14 protein-coding genes are annotated in these 18,872 nt (G+C 68.3%); 12 read left to right on the top strand and 2 right to left on the bottom strand.

Annotated features, from left to right (window positions below):
* Nucleotides 1-586 precede the first annotated feature (586 nt).
* Nucleotides 587-1,402, top strand: a complete 816-nt coding sequence (locus HV783_RS08975) for a response regulator transcription factor (RefSeq protein ID WP_064528617.1) — start codon at nucleotides 587-589, stop codon at nucleotides 1,400-1,402.
* A 441-nt stretch (nucleotides 1,403-1,843) separates the two neighbouring features.
* Entirely contained in the window at nucleotides 1,844-3,043 is a 1,200-nt protein-coding gene (gene kch, locus HV783_RS08970) for a voltage-gated potassium channel protein (RefSeq protein WP_418628596.1), read from the top strand.
* A gap of 63 nt (nucleotides 3,044-3,106) precedes the next feature.
* Here the strand turns inward: kch and HV783_RS08965 are convergent, their stop codons facing one another.
* Entirely contained in the window at nucleotides 3,107-4,690 is a 1,584-nt protein-coding gene (locus HV783_RS08965; RefSeq protein WP_367646379.1) for an EAL domain-containing protein, read from the bottom strand.
* 140 nt (nucleotides 4,691-4,830) lie between these two features.
* On the opposite strand from HV783_RS08965, the gene HV783_RS08960 reads away from it, so the two are divergent.
* From HV783_RS08960 to HV783_RS08950, 3 genes are all read left to right on the top strand, one after another.
* A complete protein-coding gene (locus HV783_RS08960; RefSeq protein WP_175189016.1) occupies nucleotides 4,831-5,343 on the top strand; it encodes a sigma-70 family RNA polymerase sigma factor in 513 nt (170 codons plus the stop codon).
* Nucleotides 5,340-6,287 (top strand): FecR family protein, encoded by a 948-nt coding sequence (locus tag HV783_RS08955; RefSeq protein ID WP_116793806.1) that lies wholly within the window; start codon nucleotides 5,340-5,342, stop codon nucleotides 6,285-6,287. Before HV783_RS08960 ends, HV783_RS08955 begins: the two co-directional genes overlap by 4 nt.
* Before the next feature lie 114 nt (nucleotides 6,288-6,401).
* Entirely contained in the window at nucleotides 6,402-8,780 is a 2,379-nt protein-coding gene (locus HV783_RS08950; RefSeq protein ID WP_116793807.1) for a TonB-dependent siderophore receptor, read from the top strand.
* 7 nt (nucleotides 8,781-8,787) lie between these two features.
* Here the strand turns inward: HV783_RS08950 and HV783_RS08945 are convergent, their stop codons facing one another.
* Nucleotides 8,788-9,390: a TetR/AcrR family transcriptional regulator gene (locus HV783_RS08945; protein ID WP_144655567.1), complete on the bottom strand. Its 603-nt coding sequence runs from the start codon at nucleotides 9,388-9,390 to the stop codon at nucleotides 8,788-8,790.
* Nucleotides 9,391-9,617: 227 nt separating this feature from the next.
* Here HV783_RS08945 and HV783_RS08940 point away from each other — a divergent pair, with 227 nt between their 5' ends.
* The 7 genes from HV783_RS08940 to phbB are packed head-to-tail and all read left to right on the top strand — an operon-like array spanning nucleotide 9,618 to nucleotide 18,836.
* Nucleotides 9,618-11,138: a PHA/PHB synthase family protein gene (locus tag HV783_RS08940; protein WP_175189015.1), complete on the top strand. Its 1,521-nt coding sequence runs from the start codon at nucleotides 9,618-9,620 to the stop codon at nucleotides 11,136-11,138.
* A gap of 2 nt (nucleotides 11,139-11,140) precedes the next feature.
* Nucleotides 11,141-12,634 carry an efflux transporter outer membrane subunit gene (locus HV783_RS08935; protein WP_175189014.1) on the top strand — a complete coding sequence of 498 codons (1,494 nt, stop codon included), beginning with the start codon at nucleotides 11,141-11,143 and terminating at the stop codon, nucleotides 12,632-12,634.
* Nucleotides 12,631-13,698 carry an HlyD family secretion protein gene (locus HV783_RS08930; RefSeq protein ID WP_175189013.1) on the top strand — a complete coding sequence of 356 codons (1,068 nt, stop codon included), beginning with the start codon at nucleotides 12,631-12,633 and terminating at the stop codon, nucleotides 13,696-13,698. Before HV783_RS08935 ends, HV783_RS08930 begins: the two co-directional genes overlap by 4 nt.
* The gene (gene rbbA, locus HV783_RS08925) at nucleotides 13,698-16,451 is read left to right on the top strand and encodes a ribosome-associated ATPase/putative transporter RbbA (protein WP_175189012.1); all 2,754 of its coding nucleotides are present in this window, start codon (nucleotides 13,698-13,700) and stop codon (nucleotides 16,449-16,451) included. The genes HV783_RS08930 and rbbA overlap by 1 nt, the downstream gene beginning before the upstream one ends.
* Before the next feature lie 3 nt (nucleotides 16,452-16,454).
* The gene (locus HV783_RS08920) at nucleotides 16,455-17,582 is read left to right on the top strand and encodes an ABC transporter permease (protein WP_116793813.1); all 1,128 of its coding nucleotides are present in this window, start codon (nucleotides 16,455-16,457) and stop codon (nucleotides 17,580-17,582) included.
* Nucleotides 17,583-17,626: 44 nt separating this feature from the next.
* Entirely contained in the window at nucleotides 17,627-18,100 is a 474-nt protein-coding gene (locus tag HV783_RS08915) for a hypothetical protein (RefSeq protein WP_175189011.1), read from the top strand.
* The gene (phbB, locus tag HV783_RS08910) at nucleotides 18,090-18,836 is read left to right on the top strand and encodes an acetoacetyl-CoA reductase (RefSeq protein WP_054500620.1); all 747 of its coding nucleotides are present in this window, start codon (nucleotides 18,090-18,092) and stop codon (nucleotides 18,834-18,836) included. The genes HV783_RS08915 and phbB overlap by 11 nt, the downstream gene beginning before the upstream one ends.
* Nucleotides 18,837-18,872: the final 36 nt, after the last annotated feature.

The raw sequence follows: 18,872 nt of genomic DNA, 5'->3' as shown, positions 1-18,872 counted from the left end.
TGCGCGCTCCGCCGCCCGTTGCGGCGCGCCACCCGCGGCCAGCGCCAGGACCTGCGGCGGATCAAAAAAACCCCTTGCTATCATCGGTTTGCGCGCTGGCGTCGCCCCCGCTCCCGCCCGCCTCCTCCAAGGTCCGCAACCGCCAGGCCGGGGATTAAAAGCCGGCCCGAGTTTATGGGTATTCACCGATTAAAAATAGAAAATAATGTATCGGTAATACTTAATATTTTATTGTCGCAACTGCATAAAAAAACAGTGTTTCAAGGGCTTCGCGGGGTTATGCGGCGAGACCACTGTTACCAGCAGAAACTACAGAAACGTATCTTCACAAAAAAACACGCCCGTGTTTAAATGAAACACGGGCGTGACTTCCATGCGGAATCGGATCATCGGCGGCCTGCGCGCAGCGCGCTCAAGCCAGGCGCCGTCTCAGACCCCGACCGTAGCCTCAGCGGGCCGTGGCCCCGGCACGGATCAACAGTTCAGACCTTCGCCCGCCATCAGACAACATCGCCAGATGCCGCCACATCATGGCGCAGCAGAGGGAGAGGGGCATGACACGCAACGCAGGCGCAGGCGGGCATCCATGAACAATACGCTGGACGTCATCTTTCTCGGCCTGGAAGACGCCAGGCATGCCCGGCTGGTCGAAGCCCTGTCGCACCTTGGATTCAGCGTGCGCCGCTGCCATGACCTGGCCGACGTCTACGACCGCTATTCCCGGCGCCCGAGCCCGCTGATCATCCTGGAAGCGCCGCTGCCCGACATCCACAATGCCGCCGTGCGGCTGCGCGCCATCGACCGCGGCCTGGGGATCGTTGCGATTGCGCCCTTCGGCAGCGAAGAAAGCCGCATCCGCACCCTGCTCTGTGGCGCCGATGCCTGCCTGCCGCCCGATGTCACCGGCCTGGAACTGGCGGCCGTGCTGCAGGCGCTGGTGCGGCGCGCGGTGGGCCTGGACATGTCCGACCATATGGCCGACAGCGCCGCCGACGAGCCGCAGCAGGAAGCCTGGCGGCTGGTCAACAAGGGCTGGACGCTGATCAGCCCGAGGGGCTACAGCCTCGGGCTGACCACGGGAGAACGCGATTTTCTGACCCGACTGGTGAATGCGCCAGACCGCAAGGTCAGCCGCGATGCGTTCTATCCGGACGGCGCCGAGGACGCCGACGGCGCCATCACGCGGCGCCGCTTCGTCGACGTCATGATCAGCCGGCTGCGGCGCAAGGCGGCCGCCAATCACATGACGCTGCCGATCCGCGCCGTGCATGGCTGGGGCTATATGTTCGCGGCGGACATCACGCTGGAACTGGAACCGCGGGAGGGGGGAGAGGAAGGTCGTCCGGAAGGACAGGGAGACTGGCGCCGCTACACGCTGGATGCGAACGCGCCCTCTTACTGATACGCTACGGGCCAGGCGGCTGGCGCCAGGCGAAAAAAACGCGGCGCTGCCCCGAAGGTAAGACGCCGCGCTAAAACAACACGTGAGCCTGGAGTCATCAGCCGGCACTGATGCCTTCTACCTAGATCACGCGATTCCAACATTCGTGCCTCGTACAACTCACGCACGGGCTAGCCGTGAGCCCGGTTGGGGTCTCTAGTCCCCGCCCAAGCTGCAGCGTGATTAACGCCCGGGGATTTCGTCCGCCCTAGCAGCTGGCGGGCTAGTCGCCCGTATCAGCGGCGTTCCTTTCGGATAGCCGCGTGATGAACGAAGTTTAGGACGTCGGCCGCAATTCAAGTAATTCTTTGTTGATAGCCTTCTATACATATTGGATATAGCGAGCCTCGCGCCCAGGCCGATAGAATGCCGTCAAAGGACGCCCCCGCCATGCCCCCTCTGCTGACCCGCGCCGCGCGCAGATTGCGCCGCACCATCGCCCTCGTTCCGCCCAACTGGTGCCTCGCCATCCTGGTGGCGCTGGATGGATATGCCTTCATGCATCCGGTGCTGCGCGAAGTGCGCGCCCGCGAGTATTCCTTCTGGCTCGCGCTCGACAACTGGCATGACGTCATGCGGGTAGTCGGCCTGCTGGAGATCCCGCGGCTGGTGCTGGGCGTGGGCCTGCAGATCATCGCGCTCGGACTGATCCTGAAGGCGCGCATCGCCTGGGCGTTCTCGCTGGTGCTGCTGATCGGCATCGGCACCTTCGCCATCCTGGGCCACGACGGCCGAGCCGGGCTGGGCATCTATACGCTGGTGCTGGTGGTCGCGCTGATCGCGTACTGGCGCCGCTTCGACCGCGCCAGCGTCACCGCGGGCTCGCTGTTCGCGCTGGTCAGCATGGTGTCGCTGCTGATCTACGCGGTCTTCGGCACGCTCTACATGGGCGAGGAATTCAATCCGCCGATCAGGGACGCGGCCACCGCCCTGTACTTCTCGATCGTCTCGATGTCGACGGTGGGCTATGGCGACATCACGCCGCACAGCAACGCGGCGCGGCTGTTCACCGCGTCGATTATCATCCTTGGCATCACCGTCTTCGCCACCTCCATCAGCGCGATCGCCGGCCCGGTGATCGGCGGCAACCTGAAACGGCTGGTCAAGGGCCGGTTTTCCAACGCCATGAGAAAAAACCACATCATCATCGCCGGCGCCACTCCCCTGGCCATGAGCGTCTACGACGGCCTGCGCCGTCGAGGCGATGAGGTCACGGTCATCGTGCCGCCCGGTACGCCGCAGGAATACCCGCCCGCCACCGACCTGATCGAAGGCGACCCGTCCAGCGTCGAGGTGCTGCGCAGCGCGGGCGTGGCCCGCGCGCGCTACGTGCTGGCGTTGCGCGAGGACGACGCCGAGAATGCCTTCATCGTGCTGGCCGCCAAGGAAGCCACCGGCGACCAGGGCGCCAAGACCGTGGCCCTGGTCAACACCAGCAAACACCTGGAGAAAATCCGCCGGGTGCAGCCGGACCTGGTGTTCTCGGTGCAATTGCTCGGCGCCGAGCTGCTCACTCGCGCCATCAATGGCGAGCCGCTGGACAGCCAGTCGATCACCGAGCTGTTCTTCGCCAAAGCCGCGCCGCAGGCCAAGGCCGGCTGAGGCCGCCCCTTGCGGCGATGGCGCGGCTACAGGCCCGCCGCCCCCTGCGCGCTAGCCGCAACGTTAGACGTTGCCCGATAACGTGACGGGCGGCCGCGCCGCGTTCTCGGCATACCAACGGACGAAGTCGGCCGAGCGCATCGGCCGCGCAAACAGGTAGCCCTGGATGTATGCCACACCGCGCGCCGTCAGGTAGGTGAACTGCTCCGGCATCTCGACGCCTTCGGCCACCACCGCCAGGCCCAGCCGGTGCGACAGCGTGATGATCACGTCGAGCACGGGCGTTTCCTCGCCGCCGGGTTCAATCGCGTGCACGAATCCTTTGTCGATCTTGAGGTAATCGACCGGGAATTTCTGCAGGTACGACAGTGAACAATGCCCCGTGCCGAAATCGTCGATGGCCACGAAAACGCCCCGCTCGCGCAACGTGTCGATATTCCTTCGGGCCTGCCCGCCGTCCGAGATCAGGCTGCGTTCGGTGATCTCCAGCACGATCAGCGAAGGCCGGATGGCGCCGCGGAAAGCCTGTACATCCGCCACCAGCGACGGGCTGGAGAGATGCTCCGGCGCCACGTTCACGGCGACGTGAAAATCCGGCGGCGTGGTCCAGCCCTGCATGTCGCGCTGGATCAGCCTGAGCAGATGCTGCGTCAGCGGCACGATCATGTCGTCGGCCTCGGCCGCCGCGATGAAGATGTCGGGCCGCACCGGACCGACGCCCGGGCGGGTCCAGCGCATCAACGCCTCGACGCCCTCGCAACGGCCGCTGCGGTTACCGTACACCGGCTGGTATTCGACATGGAATTCGTCGGCCGCCATCGCGCGGCGCAGTTGCTCCTTGAATGATTGCCGGCTCACCTGCAGGCGATAGGCGCCGAACGCCAGCAACGCGCCGCACAGCAGGGCCACCGGCAGATAACCCACCAGCAACTGCTGCCAGGCCTCCACCACGGTTTCGGCCGGCGCCATCACGCTGACGACCAGGTCGCCGCGACCGGCGACCGGCTCGGCCGACTCGAACAAGCGCTCGACGGCGGCCCCGCCCCATGCGTCGTTGCGGATGGGCGCGCCGCCGCCCAACGTGACCTCCATCTGGTAAGCCCCCAGCGACGACACCGCGTTGAGCAGGTCTTGCACGTAGCGCCCGTCGACCACCACCACGCCGCCCCGGCCGTCCTCGCCGGCCATGCCCAGCAACAGGGCCGAACGGTCGGGCGCCAGCGGTGTGCCGGCCACGCTGACGAACCATTGCGTCGGCGGCGTACCGACAGGCCAGCGGTGGAACGCGCCGGTCTCATAGTCCACCTCGCCCAGGGCCGACGAGCAATAGATGTGTTCTTGCTTGACCAGCAACAGCGAGCGGAAATACGGATTGAGCGTGCCCCAGCGGTACAGGTCGGCGCGCGCGGTCTGGCAGGGCTGCGCCGACAGGGCCGTGACGCGCGGCAGGATATCGAGGGCGCGGGCCAGGATCTGCTCGGTCTGCACGCGCACGATCCGCCCCGCCGTGGCGGCCTCGGCGCGTTCGGTGCTCAACGCGTGCAGCCAGGTCCAGCCGATGCAGCCGAGCACGGGCAGCACCAGGGCCAGCGCCACCGGGAAATAGCGCCAGGACGGCACGCGGACCGTCATTCCTGAAGTGGGCACATCGTCCTCGCAACGTCAGTCATGGGGAGACGCAAGGATACAGGCAGGCGCGGCCCGGCGCGCGAGTGCGCCGCAATAGCTCGAATGGATGTTTTTCCCATATACTGAATGATACTTATTATTATCATTTGGTATGTCCCATGGGAAAGCCGTCCGCCTTCTCCGTCCTCGCTTCCCTGTATGTGGACTATCGCCCGTGGCTGGTGGATCGGCTGCGCTTTCGCCTGCGCAATCATGCCGACGCCGAAGACCTCGCCTCGGAAACCTTCCTGCAGGTCGCCTCGGTCCGAGAACCGGTTCCGATCGCCGAGCCCAAGGCCTACCTGTCCACCATCGCGCGACGTCTCCTGTTCCACTTCTGGCGGCGCCGCGAACTGGAGCAAGCCTATCTGCAATGGCTGACGCTGCACGCAGCCGACAGCGCCCCCTCGCCCGAGTCCCAGGCCCTGGCGGTGGAAACGCTGCTGCGCGTCGACACCATGCTGGCCGGCCTGCCGCCCGCCGTGCGCGCGGTGTTTCTGTACAGCCAGTTGGACGGCTTGACCTACGCCGAGATCGGCCTGCGCATGGGCCTGTCGGTACGCACAGTGCAGCGCCACTTCGCGCAGGCGCTGGAACGCTGCCTGCGGGTGCAACGCGAGGAACGCGCATGACCCGCGAAGCCGATCGCCAGGCAGTGCAATGGATGGTGCTGCTCAGTTCCGGCACCGCCAGCGCCGCCGACCACAGCCGCTTTCGGCAGTGGCGTGAGGCGGCGCCCGCGCATGCGGACGCATGGCAGGCGCTGCAGGCCGGCGTCGGCCAGCCGCTGCAGGCGCTACGCGCGGCCGGCCTGTCGGCCACGCCGGGCTCGGCCGTGCGCGACTTGCTGGCGCGCGGCCCGTCCCGCCGCCAGTTTCTGGGCAAGACACTGGCGCTAGCCGGGGTGGGCGTCGGTGGCGCGTGGCTCGGTGCCCGCCTCTGGCGGGATCGCGGCGACTGGCACACCGACACTGCACAGCGTCTGTCGATCTCGCTGGACGACGGCAGCCGGCTGGAGCTCGATGCCCGCAGCAAGATCCGGCTCGAATTCAGCCCCCAGGTACGGCGTGTGCGCTTGCTGCGGGGCGCGGTGGTCGCTGCCATCGCCCCTGATGCCCACCGTCCGTTCTGCGTCACCACCGACGATGGCAACGCCTGGGCCCGCGGAACCGAGTACATGGTACGCAAAGAAGCCGACCACAGTGTCGCGGCAGTGCTGGCGCACGAGATCCGCATCACCACCCGCGCCGGCCACCAACTCGACCTGGCCCAAGGCCAGGTGGCCCGCTATGACGCCAGCGGCATCCGCCCGCTGGCGGCGGAGCGCGCTGCCTCCCTGGCGGCATGGCGTGAGGGACGGCTCGAGGTCCTGGACGCGCCGCTGGCCGCGGTAGCCGATGCACTGCGGCCCTACATGCCCGGCGCGCTGCACCTTTCCGAACGCGCCGCCGTCCTGCGGGTGCAAGGCGTTTTTTCGCTCGATCGTCCGGAACAGGCCTGGGCGGCGCTGGCCGCGACGCTGCGACTCAAGATCACCCGCTATGGCGGCTGGCTGACGTGGGTCGATCAGGCATGACGCGGTCCCCGCCGCGTTGAAAACAACTAATTACAAATTGCGTGTCCGGTTTTTCGCCGCCGATACACCTCCGGGTAAATCCACCCACTTGTGCTCTCCCGGAGATCCCCCGACATGCCCCGCCTCTCCCGCGCCAGTCTGCTCTTGACGGCCGCGTTGACCGCCCCCGCCGCCTTCGCGCAACCGGCGCGACTGGTCTACGACCTGCCTGCCGCGCCGTTAGCCACCACGCTCAACCGCATCGCGGTACAGAATGACCGCGTGCTGTCAGTGGACCCGGCGTTGATGCGGGGCCTGGACGCGCCAGCGCTGCATGGCAGCTATACGCTGGACGAGGCGCTGCGCCACGTGACCGCCGGTTCGGGACTGGAGCCCGTGGCACTGCCCGGCGGGGCGCTCACATTCAAGCGCAATGCACAGGCGGTGCCGATACTCACGCCGATCAGCGTCACCGGCGCCGCCGAGAACGCCTGGGGCCCGGTGCAGGGCTACGTGGCGCGTCGCAGCGCCACCGCGACCAAGACCGACACGCCCATCATCGAGACACCGCAGTCGATCTCGGTCATCACCGCGGACCGCTACAACACGCTGGGCGCCACCAACATCAAGGACGCCCTGGCCTACACGCCCGGCGTCTCCACCACGACCTATGGCTCGGACTCGCGCTACGACTGGGTGTCGCTGCGCGGCTTCGACGCCTATACGCCCGGCTTCTACCTGGACGGGCTGCCCTTGCGCAACAACGGCAACTGGGGCATCTGGCAGACCGAAAACTACGGCGCGGAGCGCATCGAACTGCTGCGAGGACCGGCATCGGTGCTGTTCGGGCAGACGGGCCCCGGCGGCCTGATCAACGTGGTGAGCAAGCGCCCGCAGGAGGAGCCGCTGCGCGAGTTGCAGGCGCAGGTGGGCGACCATCAGCGCCGCCGCCTCGCCGCCGACTTCACCGGCCCGATGGATGAAGACGGCAAGTGGCTGTACCGTTTCGTCGGCATGGGCCTGGACTCCGAACTGCCTGCCCATGGCATCGACAACGACAGGCTGTACCTGGCCCCATCGCTGACCTGGCGGCCGTCGACGGACACCACCCTGACGTTGCTGACGCAGTACGCGACCAAGCGCGGCGGCACCTACACGCGGGCCCGCCCGGCCGTAGGCTCGCTGGTGCCGACGCCGGCCGGCACGCACATCCCGGCATCGCTGTTCGTCGGCGAACCCGGCTATGACTACTTCAACCAGACCCAGTGGATGGCCGGCTACGAATTGGAACACCGCGTCAGCGATGCGCTGACGCTGCGCCAGAACCTGCGCTACGGCCACCTGGACCTCGATTATTCGGCGGTGCAAGCCAGCGGCTATGCCAGCGTCAATGACGACGTCACGGATCCTGCCAACTACCAGGTGTTGCGGCGCTCGGCGTTCGGCAGCCGCGAACATATCGCCAGCTTCAACGTGGACAACCAGGTCCAGACCGACCTGAGTCTGGGCAATTGGCACCACCGCATCCTGGTGGGCGTGGACTACCAGCGCAACCGCATCGACCAGGTCAGCTTCAGCGGTGGCAAGGCGCCCCCGCTGGACATCAACGACCCGAAGTACCGCCAGGGGCCGATCACGCGCGCCAAGCCCTGGATGGATGCGGACCTGACGCTGGCGCAGACGGGGGTGTACCTGCAGGATCAGATCAAATGGAACGAGCGCTGGGTCGCCACCCTGGGCGGCCGCTATGACAGCGCCGACAACAAGCTGCGGGACCGCCAGGACGGCACCACCACCCGCATCAGCAGCCACAAGTTCACCAGCCGCGCCGGCCTGGTCTACGTGGATCCGACCGGCTGGGCGCCGTACGTCAGCTATGGCGAGTCCTTCATTCCCACCGCCACCGTCGACTCCTCGCAGCGCAAGCCATTCAAGCCGGAGACCAGCCGCCAGTACGAGGCCGGACTGCGCTACCAGCCTCCCGGCACCAAGGACAGCTACAGCGTGGCGGCGTTCGACCTGCGGCGCCGCAACTACATTACCTACGACGCCGACTCCATTCCCCGGCAAACCGGCGAGGTCACGGTGCGTGGCGTCGAATTCGAGGCCACCGTGCAGCCGATTCCGCGCCTGAACGTGATCGCCGCGTATTCGTGGACACCCAAAGCCGCGGTCACGGCCAGCAGCAACCCCGATGAAATCGGCAGGCAGGCCACCGCCGTGCCGCGGAACCGGGCCTCGCTGTGGGTCGACTACCGCTTCGAATCGCGTATCAAGGTAGGTGTGGGCGCGCGCTTCACCGGCGCCAACTACGGTGATGGCAGCCAGGCCCCCAAACAGGTGCCGTCGTTCGTGCTGTTCGACGCAATGATCGGCTATGACATCGACCGCTGGAGCCTGGCGCTGAACGCTCGCAACCTGACCAACAAGACCTATTTCGCCAACTGCGGCTACGGCAATTGCTATTACGGCGATCCTCGCACCGTAATCGCCACCGCCAGCTACCGTTGGTAGTGACGGGCTACAGCAGGTCGCAGATCAGCGCCACATGCGCCTCGCGCCGCTGCGGCAGGTTGAGGCGTTCATCCGGTCCCAGCAGGATCGCCATGAAGATGGCGTGGACCACCGGCGACAGCAGCAGCCACGGGTGCCGCAACGCGGCGCCGTCACCGCAAAGGCCGCGCGCGCGGGCCAGTTCCAGCAATTGCGCGATGTCGGCCTGGTGGGCATCGGCGGTCTGTTCGCGCCAGCGGCGCGCCAGGTGCGGCACGCGCAGGCTTTCGGCCAGCAGCAGGCGCATGGCGGCGATCATGGCGGGGTTGGCGAGGCTGGCGTAGAGATGGTTGACGAGCCGCTCGGCCAGGTGGCGGGGGCTGGCCGAGCCTTCGACCAGGGCGCGGGCGTCGAGACGGGGCGGACAGAGGTAGCGCGCCAGCAGCGCCTCGAAGACCTCTTCCTTGCTGGCGAAGTGCGCGTACAGGCCTCCCTTGGACAACCCCGCGCGCAAGGCGATGTCATCCATGCGGGCGCCGGCATAGCCGGCGGCCGAGAACTCCTGCAGCGCGGCGTCGAGGATCTGCCCGACGCGCACGGTCGGAGGGAGACGCAGACGTTGCGTGCTCATCACCACTGCTCCCTGTGCGAATTGGCGCGCGGACGCACCGCCGGCCAACCGCTCCATTAAAAACCGACCGGTCAGTCGTTAGCTTGATCCTGATCAAGGATTGATCAGACCAGCGGCGGCACAATGGTTCCGAAGTCGGATTTGTCCGACGCCAGGCCACAAGCCCGGTTGCGCGACGATCCGTCCCCACGCGAGGCAATCCCGCCCCCGTGCGCCCCGGAGCCCTCATGCCGATCACGCCCCCGCCAGCCCCCCAGCAGACTGCGGCGCACGCAGGCCGGTTCGATGACGACGCCTGGCGGCAGTGGCCCTTTGCGCTGTGGTGCCAGGGCTTCATGCAGGCCGAGCAGGGCTGGGACACGTTTGCCCGCGCCCTGCCCCTGGCCGATCCGCACCAGCGCGCGCTGGCGGCCTTCGCCGCGCGCCAGTGGCTGGAACCGCTGGCGCCCGACAACAATCCCTATACCAACCCCCTGGTGTGGCGCCAGACGCTGGAGGAAAGCGGCGCCAACCTGCTGCGCGGCGCCTGCCACGCCTGGGAGGACGGCCTGCGCCAGTGGGCCGGGCTGCCGCCCGCCGGCGCCGAACACTTCCGCCCTGGCCACGAGGTTGCCGCCACCCCAGGCAAGGTGGTGCTGCGCAATCACCTGGCCGAACTGATCCAGTACCGGCCCACGACCGGCCGGGTGCGGCCCGAGCCGATCCTCATCGTGCCGGCCTGGATCATGAAGTACTACGTGCTCGATCTGTCGCCCCACAACTCGCTGATCCGCTATCTGGTCGGCCAGGGCTACACGGTGTTCTGCGTGTCATGGAAGAACCCCACCGCGGCCGATCGCGATCTGGGCCTGGAGGATTATCTGCGCCTGGGCGTGCGCGAACCGCTGGCGGCGATCGAGGCCATCGTGCCCGGCGCCAGGGTACACGCGGCGGGCTATTGCCTGGGCGGCACCCTGCTCGCCATGGCCGCCAGCGCCATGGCGAGCGACGGCGACCGCCGCCTGGCCAGCCTGAGCCTGCTGGCGGCACAGACCGACTTCAGCGAACCCGGCGAGCTGGGCCTGTTCATCGATGCCTTCCAGGTTGCGCTGATGGAGGCCGAAATGACGGCGCTGGGCTATTTCCCGGCGCGCCAGATGAGCGGCGCGTTCCAACTGTTGCGCGCACGCCAGTTGGTGTGGTCGCGCATGACCAGCGAATACCTGCTGGGCCAGCGCCGCCCCATGACCGACCTGCAGGCCTGGAACGCCGACGCCACCCGCATGCCAGCGCGCATGCACGGCCAGTACCTGCGCCACCTGTACCTGGACAACGACCTGGCCGCCGGCCGCTTCGCCGTGGACGGCCGTCCGGTGCGATTGAAGGACCTGAGCCTGCCGATCTTCTGCGTCGGCACCGAGACGGACCATGTGGCGCCGTGGCGTTCGGTCTACAAGCTGCACGGCCTGTCGCCGGCCCCGCTGACGTTCGTGCTGACCAGCGGCGGCCACAACGCCGGCATCGTCAGCGAACCGGGCCATCCGCGGCGGCGCTTTCGCAGCCTGCTGCGCGCGGCGGGACAGCCCGCGCTGACCCCGGAGGCCTGGCTGGCGGCGGCCACGCCCCATGAAGGCTCGTGGTGGCCGCACTGGCGCGGTTGGCTCGACGCGCTGTCCGGCCAGCCGGTCCGCCCCCCCGCGCTGGGCGCCGCGCGCAAAGGCTATCCCGCGCTGGACGACGCGCCCGGCGCTTATGTGATGGAGAAATGAGCATGACCCGCCGCTCCCTTTCGCGATGGCGCGCCGCCCGGCTGGCGCCGGCCGCCCTGGCCGTGCTGCTGGCGCAGGGCTGCGTGTCGATGGCGCCGCAATACGCGCGGCCCGCGGCGCCGGTGGCCTCCACCTACCCCGATCAGGCAGCCACGGCCGGCGGCGCGGCGCTGAGCGCGGCCCGGATCGACTGGCGCGGCTACTTCACCGACCCCGTGCTGCAAGGGCTGATCGGCGACGCCCTGGCGCACAACCGCGACCTGCGCGTGGCCCTGCTGCGCGTCGAGGAGGCGCGCGCGCTCTATGGCATTCAACGCGCCGACCAGTTTCCCACCATCGGCCTGCGCGCGGACGGCACCCGCGCCCGCACCCCGGGCGACCTGAACGTCACCGGCCAGCCGCAAGTGGCCAGCCAATACCAGGCCGGCGTCGGCATGGCGGCATGGGAGCTGGACTTCTGGGGCCGCGTGCGCAGCCTCAAGGACGCCGCGCTGGAGAACTACCTGGCGTCCGACGCCGCCGCCGAAGCCGCCACGCTGACCCTGATCGCGCAGGTTGCCGACAGCTATCTGTCGCTGCGCGAACTGGATGAGCGACTGGCGCTGACGCGCGCGACGATCGCCTCGCGCGAGGAGTCGCTGCGCATATTCCGCCGGCGCTACGAAGTCGGCTCGATCTCGAAGCTGGACCTGACGCAGGTCGAGACGCTGTGGCAGCAGGCCCGGGCGCTGGGCGCCGATCTGGAACAGGCCCGCGCCACCCAGGCCCACGCGCTGGAACTGCTGACCGGCCAGCCCCTGACGCTGCCGTTGCCGCGCGCCGGCCTGGACGACGACAGCGTCATGCGCGACCTGCCGGCGGGACTGCCGTCCGACCTGCTGACCAACCGGCCCGACATCGTCGCCGCCGAACACCAACTGCGCGCGGCCAACGCCAACATCGGCGCGGCCCGCGCCGCCTTCTTTCCGCGCATCACGCTGACCGGCGCGTTCGGCACCGCCAGCGCCGAGCTGGATGGCCTGTTCGGCAGCGGCAGCCGCGCCTGGAATTTCGCGCCCAGCATCGACCTGCCGATCTTCGACGCCGGACGCCGCGGCGCCAATCTCGACCTGGCCGAAGTCCGGCGCGATCAGGCCGTGGCCAGCTACGAGCGCGCCATCCAGGGCGCCTTCAAGGACGTTGCCGACGCCCTGTCGGCGCGCCGGTGGCTGGCCGAACAGGTCCAGGTATTGCGCGCCACCGTGGACGCGCAGGCCGAACGCGCGCGCCTGGCCAAGCTGCGCTACGACCACGGCGCCTCGCCCTATCTGGAGGTCCTGGACGCGCAGCGCGACCTGCTGGCCGCGCAGCAGACGCTGGTGCAGACCCGCCGCGCGCTGCTGTCTGCCCGCGTCGGCCTGTATGCCGCGCTGGGCGGCGGCACGCAGGCGCGCGCCGCCGCCCAGCCCGCGACCCCGCCTGGCCCCCTGCCGCTCAACACAGGATCCGCATCATGAAGTTGCCCACCCGAAAACTGATTCCCCTGCTCGCGATCGTAGCCGTGGCTGCCGCCGGCTACTACGGCTGGCGCCTGCTGTCCGACACCGGCCCCGGCGCGGGCTTCGTCAGCGGCAATGGCCGCATCGAGGCCACCGAGGTCGACGTCGCCACCAAGCTGGCCGGACGGGTCCAGGACGTGCTGGTGGCCGAGGGCGATTTCGTCAGCGCCGGCCAGCCGCTGGCCCGCATGCAGATCGACACGCTGCAGGCCCAGCGCGAGGAAGCGCGCGCCCAACACCAGCAGGCCATCAACAACGCCGCCAGCGCCAGCGCCCAGATCGCGCAGCGCGAGAGCGACAAGCTGGCCGCCGAGGCCGTGGTGGCGCAGCGCGAAAGCGAGCTGGACGCCGCGCGCCGGCGCCTGGCGCGCTCCGAGACCCTGTCCAGGGAGGGCGCCTCGTCGATCCAGGAACTGGATGACGACCGCGCCCGCATGCGCAGCGCGCAGGCCGCCGTCAACGCCGCGCGCGCCCAGGTCAAGGCGGCGCAGGCGGCCATCGACGCCGCCAAGGCGGCGCAGGTGGGCGCCCAGTCGGCGGTCAACGCGGCGCTGGCCACCATCGCCCGCATCGAGGCCGACATCGCCGACAGCGAACTGCGCGCCCCGCGCGACGGCCGGGTGCAGTACCGCGTGGCGCAGGCCGGCGAAGTGCTGGGCGCGGGCGGCAAGGTGCTGAACATGGTCGACCTGGCCGATGTCTACATGACCTTCTTCCTGCCGGAACAGGCGGCCGGCCGCGTCGCGCTGGGCCAGGACGTGCGCATCGTGCTGGACGCGGCGCCGCAGTACGTGATTCCCGCCAAGGTGTCGTTCGTGGCCAGCACCGCGCAGTTCACCCCCAAGACCGTCGAGACCGCCACCGAGCGGCAGAAGCTGATGTTCCGCGTCAAGGCGCAGATCGCTCCCGAACTGCTGCGCCAGCACCTGCAACAGGTCAAGACCGGCCTGCCCGGCGTGGCCTGGCTGAAACTGGATGCCGACGCGCAGTGGCCCGCCAACCTTAAAGTCAAGGTGCCGTGATGGCCGCGACCACGACGGCCTCCCCCGCTCCGGTGGTCAAGCTGTCGGGGGTATCGCTGCGCTACGGCAAGACGCTGGCGCTGGACGCCATTTCGCTGGACATCCCCGCCGGCCGCATGGTCGGCCTGATTGGCCCGGACGGCGTGGGCAAGTCGAGCCTGCTGGCGCTGATCGCGGGATCGCGCGCGGTGCAGGAAGGCGCCGTCGAGGTGCTGGGCGGCGACATGGTCGACAAGCACCACCGCGATGACGTCTGCCCGCGCATCGCCTACATGCCGCAAGGCCTGGGCAAGAATCTCTACCCCACCCTGTCGGTGGAGGAGAACCTGCAATTCTTCGGCCGCCTGTTCGGCCATGGGGAGGCCGAGCGCCGCCGCCGCATCGACAGCCTGACGCGCAGCACCGGCATGGCCGCGTTCCTGTCGCGCCCGGCGGGCAAGCTGTCCGGCGGCATGAAGCAGAAGCTGGGCCTGTGCTGCGCGCTGATCCACGACCCCGACCTGTTGATCCTGGACGAACCCACCACCGGCGTCGACCCGCTGGCGCGGGCCCAGTTCTGGGACCTGATCAATCAGATCCGGCGCGAACGCCCGGGCATGAGCGTGATTGTCGCCACCGCCTACATGGACGAGGCGCAACGCTTCGACTGGCTCATCGCCATGGACGACGGCCGGGTGCTGGCCACCGGCACGCCCGACGAATTGCGCCAGCGGACCGGGGCCGACTCGCTGGAGGCCGCCTTCATCGCGCTGCTGCCCGAAGAGAAGCGGCGCGGGCACAAGCCCGTCGAGATCACGCCGCTGGCGCTGGGCGATGACGCGCCCATCGCCATCGAGGCGCGCGACCTGACCATGCGCTTCGGTGATTTCGTCGCCGTGGACCATGTCAACTTCCGCATCCGCAAGGGCGAGATCTTCGGTTTTCTGGGTTCCAACGGCTGCGGCAAGTCCACCACCATGAAGATGCTGACCGGTCTGTTGCCGGCCAGCGAAGGCCAGGCCTGGCTGTTCGGCGCAGAAGTCGATCCGCGCAACCTCGACACGCGCCGCCGGGTCGGCTACATGTCGCAGGCGTTTTCGCTGTACGGCGAGCTGACCGTGCGCCAGAACCTGGTGCTGCACGCGCGCCTGTTCCACGTGCCCGAAGCGGACATCCCCGGCCGCGTGGACGAAATGGTGGCGCGCTTCGAGCTGGGCGAAGCGCTGGACGATCTGCCCGAGAAGCTGCCGATGGGCGTGCGCCAGCGCCTGTCGCTGGCGGTAGCCATGGTGCACAAGCCCGAGCTGCTGATCCTGGACGAGCCGACCTCGGGCGTGGACCCGGTGGCGCGCGACAACTTCTGGCGCCTGCTGATCGCGCTGGCGCGGCAGGACCAGGTCACCATCTTCATCTCGACCCATTTCATGAACGAGGCGCAGCGCTGCGACCGCATGTCGCTGATGCACGCCGGCAAGGTGCTGGTGAGCGCCGCCCCCGACGAAATCACCCGGATGCGCGGCGCGAAGACGCTGGAGGAAGCCTTCATCGCCTACCTGATCGACGCGGGCGCGGGCACCGCGCCCGACGCGTCGCCGGCGATCGAACAGGCGCCCGTCGCGCAAGCGCCGGAACCGGTGCACGCGCCGCGCGGCTTCAGCCTGCAGCGCATGTTCAGCTACATGTGGCGCGAGGCGCTGGAACTGCGCCGCGATCCGGTGCGCGCCACGCTGGCGCTGGCCGGCTCGCTGCTGCTGATGTTCGTGATCGGCTTTGGCATCAGCCTGGACGTGGAAGACCTGCGCTACGCGGTGATGGACCGTGACCAGACCGCGCTGAGCCAGAACTACAGCCTGAACCTGGCCGGCTCGCGCTACTTCATCGAGCAGCCGCCGATCACCAGCTACCAGGATATGGATGCGCGCATGCGCAGCGGCGAACTGTCGCTGGCGATCGAGATTCCGCAGGGTTTCGCGCGCGACGCCGCGCGCGGCCGCGATGCCCAGATCGGCGTCTGGATCGACGGCGCCATGCCGCAGCGCGCCGAGACCATCCGCGGCTACGTGCTGGGCATGCACCAGGGCTGGCTGCAACAGCAGGCGCGCGAACGGCTGGGCGCCGGCGCCACGCAGCAGGTCGGCATCGAGACGCGCTTTCGCTACAACCCCGACGTGCGCAGCCTGCCGGCCATGGTGCCGGCCGTGATCCCGCTGCTGTTGCTGATGATGCCGGCCATGCTGACCGCGCTGGCGGTGGTGCGCGAAAAGGAGCTGGGTTCGATCATCAACCTGTACGTCACGCCGGTGACGCGGCTGGAATTCCTGCTGGGCAAGCAGGCGCCCTACGTGGCGCTGGCGATGCTGAACTTCCTGCTGATGACGCTGCTGGCGGTGACGCTGTTCGGCGTGCCGATCACCGGCAGCTTCCTCACGTTGCTGGCGGCCGCGCTGATCTACAACGTGGTGGCCACCGCCATCGGCCTGCTGGCCTCGACCTTCACCCGCAGCCAGATCGCGGCGCTGTTCTTCACCATGATCGGCACGCTGGTGCCGGCGGTGCAGTTCGCCGGCCTGCTCAACCCGGTGTCGTCGCTGGAAGGCGGCGGCAAGCTGATCGGGCAGGTCTACCCCGCCACCCACATGCTCACCATCAGCCGCGGCGTGTTCAGCAAGGCGCTGGATTTCTCCAACCTGCAGGGGTCGTTCTGGCCCCTGATCGTCGCGATCCCCGTGATCCTGGGCGCGTCGGTGCTGCTTCTGAGAAAGCAGGAGACCTGAACCATGCCGCGACATGCCGCCAATATTTTCCGCCTGGGCGTCAAGGAGCTGTGGAGCCTGGCGCGCGATCCGATGATGCTGGTCCTGATCTTCGTGTCGTTCACGCTGATGATCTACACCGCCGCCACCGCCGTGCCCGAGTCGCTGCACAACGCGGCCATCGCGGTCGTGGACGAGGACGTCTCGCCGCTGTCCGCGCGCATCACCTCGGCGTTCTACCCGCCGCACTTCACGCGACCGGCGATGGTCACCTCGGCCGAGGCCGACGCCGGCATGGACGCCGGGCGCTACACCTTCGTGGTCAACGTGCCGCCGAACTTCCAGCGCGACGTGCTGGCCGGCAGGCCGGCCGAGATCCAGTTGAACGTGGACGCCACCCGCATGAGCCAGGCGTTCACCGGCAGCAGTTACATCCAGCAGATCATCACCGACGAGATCAACGAATTCGTCAAGCGCTACCGCAAGCCGACCGAGCTGCCGGTGGACCTGGCGGTGCGCATGCGCTTCAACCCCAACCTGACGCAGGCCTGGTTCGGCAGCCTGATGGAAATCATCAACAACGTCACGATGCTGTCCATCATCCTGACCGGCGCGGCGCTGATCCGCGAGCGCGAGCATGGCACCATCGAGCACCTGCTGGTCATGCCGGTTACGCCGACCGAGATCATGCTGGCGAAAGTCTGGTCCATGGGGCTGGTCGTCCTGGTGTCGGCTGCGCTATCGTTGACATTCGTCGTGCGTGGCCTGCTGCAGGTGCCGATCGAGGGATCGGTGGCGCTGTTCCTGGCCGGGGTGGCGCTGCACCTGTTCGCGACCACCTCCATGGGCATCTTCATGGCCACCCTCGCGCGCAGCATGCCGCAATTCGGCATGCTGCTGGTGCTGGTGCTGCTGCCGCTGCAGATGCTGTCCGGCGGCACCACGCCGCGCGAGAGCATGCCGGACTTCGTGCAGAACATCATGCTGGCCGCGCCCACCACCCATTTCGTGGAACTCGGCCAGGCAATTCTCTTTCGTGGCGCCGGCCTTGGCGTCGTATGGCAACCGTTCCTGGCGCTGGCGCTGATCGGCAGCGTCCTGTTCGCCTTCTCGTTGACCCGTTTCCGCAAGACCCTCAGCCAGATGGCGTGAGGCATGTGCATTCGTTGCCCCTTACCACTCTCTTAAAAGGACGCATGATGAAGAAGACAAACGCCCCCACGCCCCCGGACCTCGCTGGCGCCTACGCCGCCTATTGCCAACGACTGGGCGAACTGGCGCGCGAAAGCCAGCAGCGCTGGCTGCAACTGGGCCAGCGCCTGGCCAGTGACGGCACCGGCCAGTACCTGTCGACGCTGGCGCCGCTCAAGCTCGACGGCAACTGGCAGAACATCGCCCCGGCGCTGGGCGAGCTCACGCGCAAGCAATGGCAGTGCCAACTCGAAGCCAGCCAGGCCATCACCCACGCCGCGCTGGAAGACCAGGCGGCGATGGCCGCCGGCGTCAGCGAAGCCGTGAGCGGCTGGCTGCGCAACGCCTCGGCCGCGGCCAGCGGCGGCCTGGCCGATTCGCCGTTGACGCGCATGTGGTCGTCGTATTGCGACCAGATGACCTCGGCCTGCTCGGCCATGCGCGAGGCCAGCCAGTTTGGAGCGCGCCATGGCGACTAAACGCACCGCGCTCATCACCGGCGGCGCCGGGTGCCTGGGCCGCGCCATCGCCCGGGCCCTGCTCGATGCCGGCCACGACGTCATCGTCACATGCCACTCCAGCGAAGCGGCCACGCGCGAATGGCTCGACGAGGAGGCGGCCGCCGGCCGCCGCTACGACATGGCCAAGGTCGACGTGGCCGACTACGACTCGTGCCAGGCGTTGGCCCGGCGCCTGGCGGACGAGGGCCGCCAGATCGACATCCTGGTCAACAACGCCGGCATCACCCGCGACGCCAGCCTGCGCAAGATGAGCTACGCGGACTGGAACGACGTGCTGCGCAGCAATCTCGATTCGATGTTCAACATGACGCAACCGCTGTGCGGGCCGATGGCCGACCGTGGCTGGGGACGCATCGTCAACATCTCGTCGGTGAACGGATCCAAGGGCGCCTTCGGGCAGACCAACTACGCCGCCTCGAAGGCCGGCATCCACGGCTTCACCAAGTCGTTGGCGCTGGAGCTGGCCAGGAAAGGCGTCACGGTCAACACCGTGTCGCCGGGCTACCTGGCCACACGCATGGTCGAGGCGGTGCCGCAGGAGGTGCTCAAGGAGAAGATCCTGCCGCAGATTCCGCTGGGCCGGCTGGGCCAGCCCGACGAGATCGCCGCGCTGGTGGCGTTCATCTGCAGCGACGCGGCGGCGTTCATGACCGGCAGCAATGTCGCCATGAACGGCGGGCAGCACATGTACTGACGCCTCCGCCACGGATGGCCGCATCGCCCCCCTGGA

It is taken from the genome of Achromobacter dolens (assembly GCF_902859745.1).
Taxonomy (GTDB): domain Bacteria; phylum Pseudomonadota; class Gammaproteobacteria; order Burkholderiales; family Burkholderiaceae_B; genus Achromobacter; species Achromobacter dolens.
This window is presented reverse-complemented; position numbering and strand designations above follow the sequence as displayed.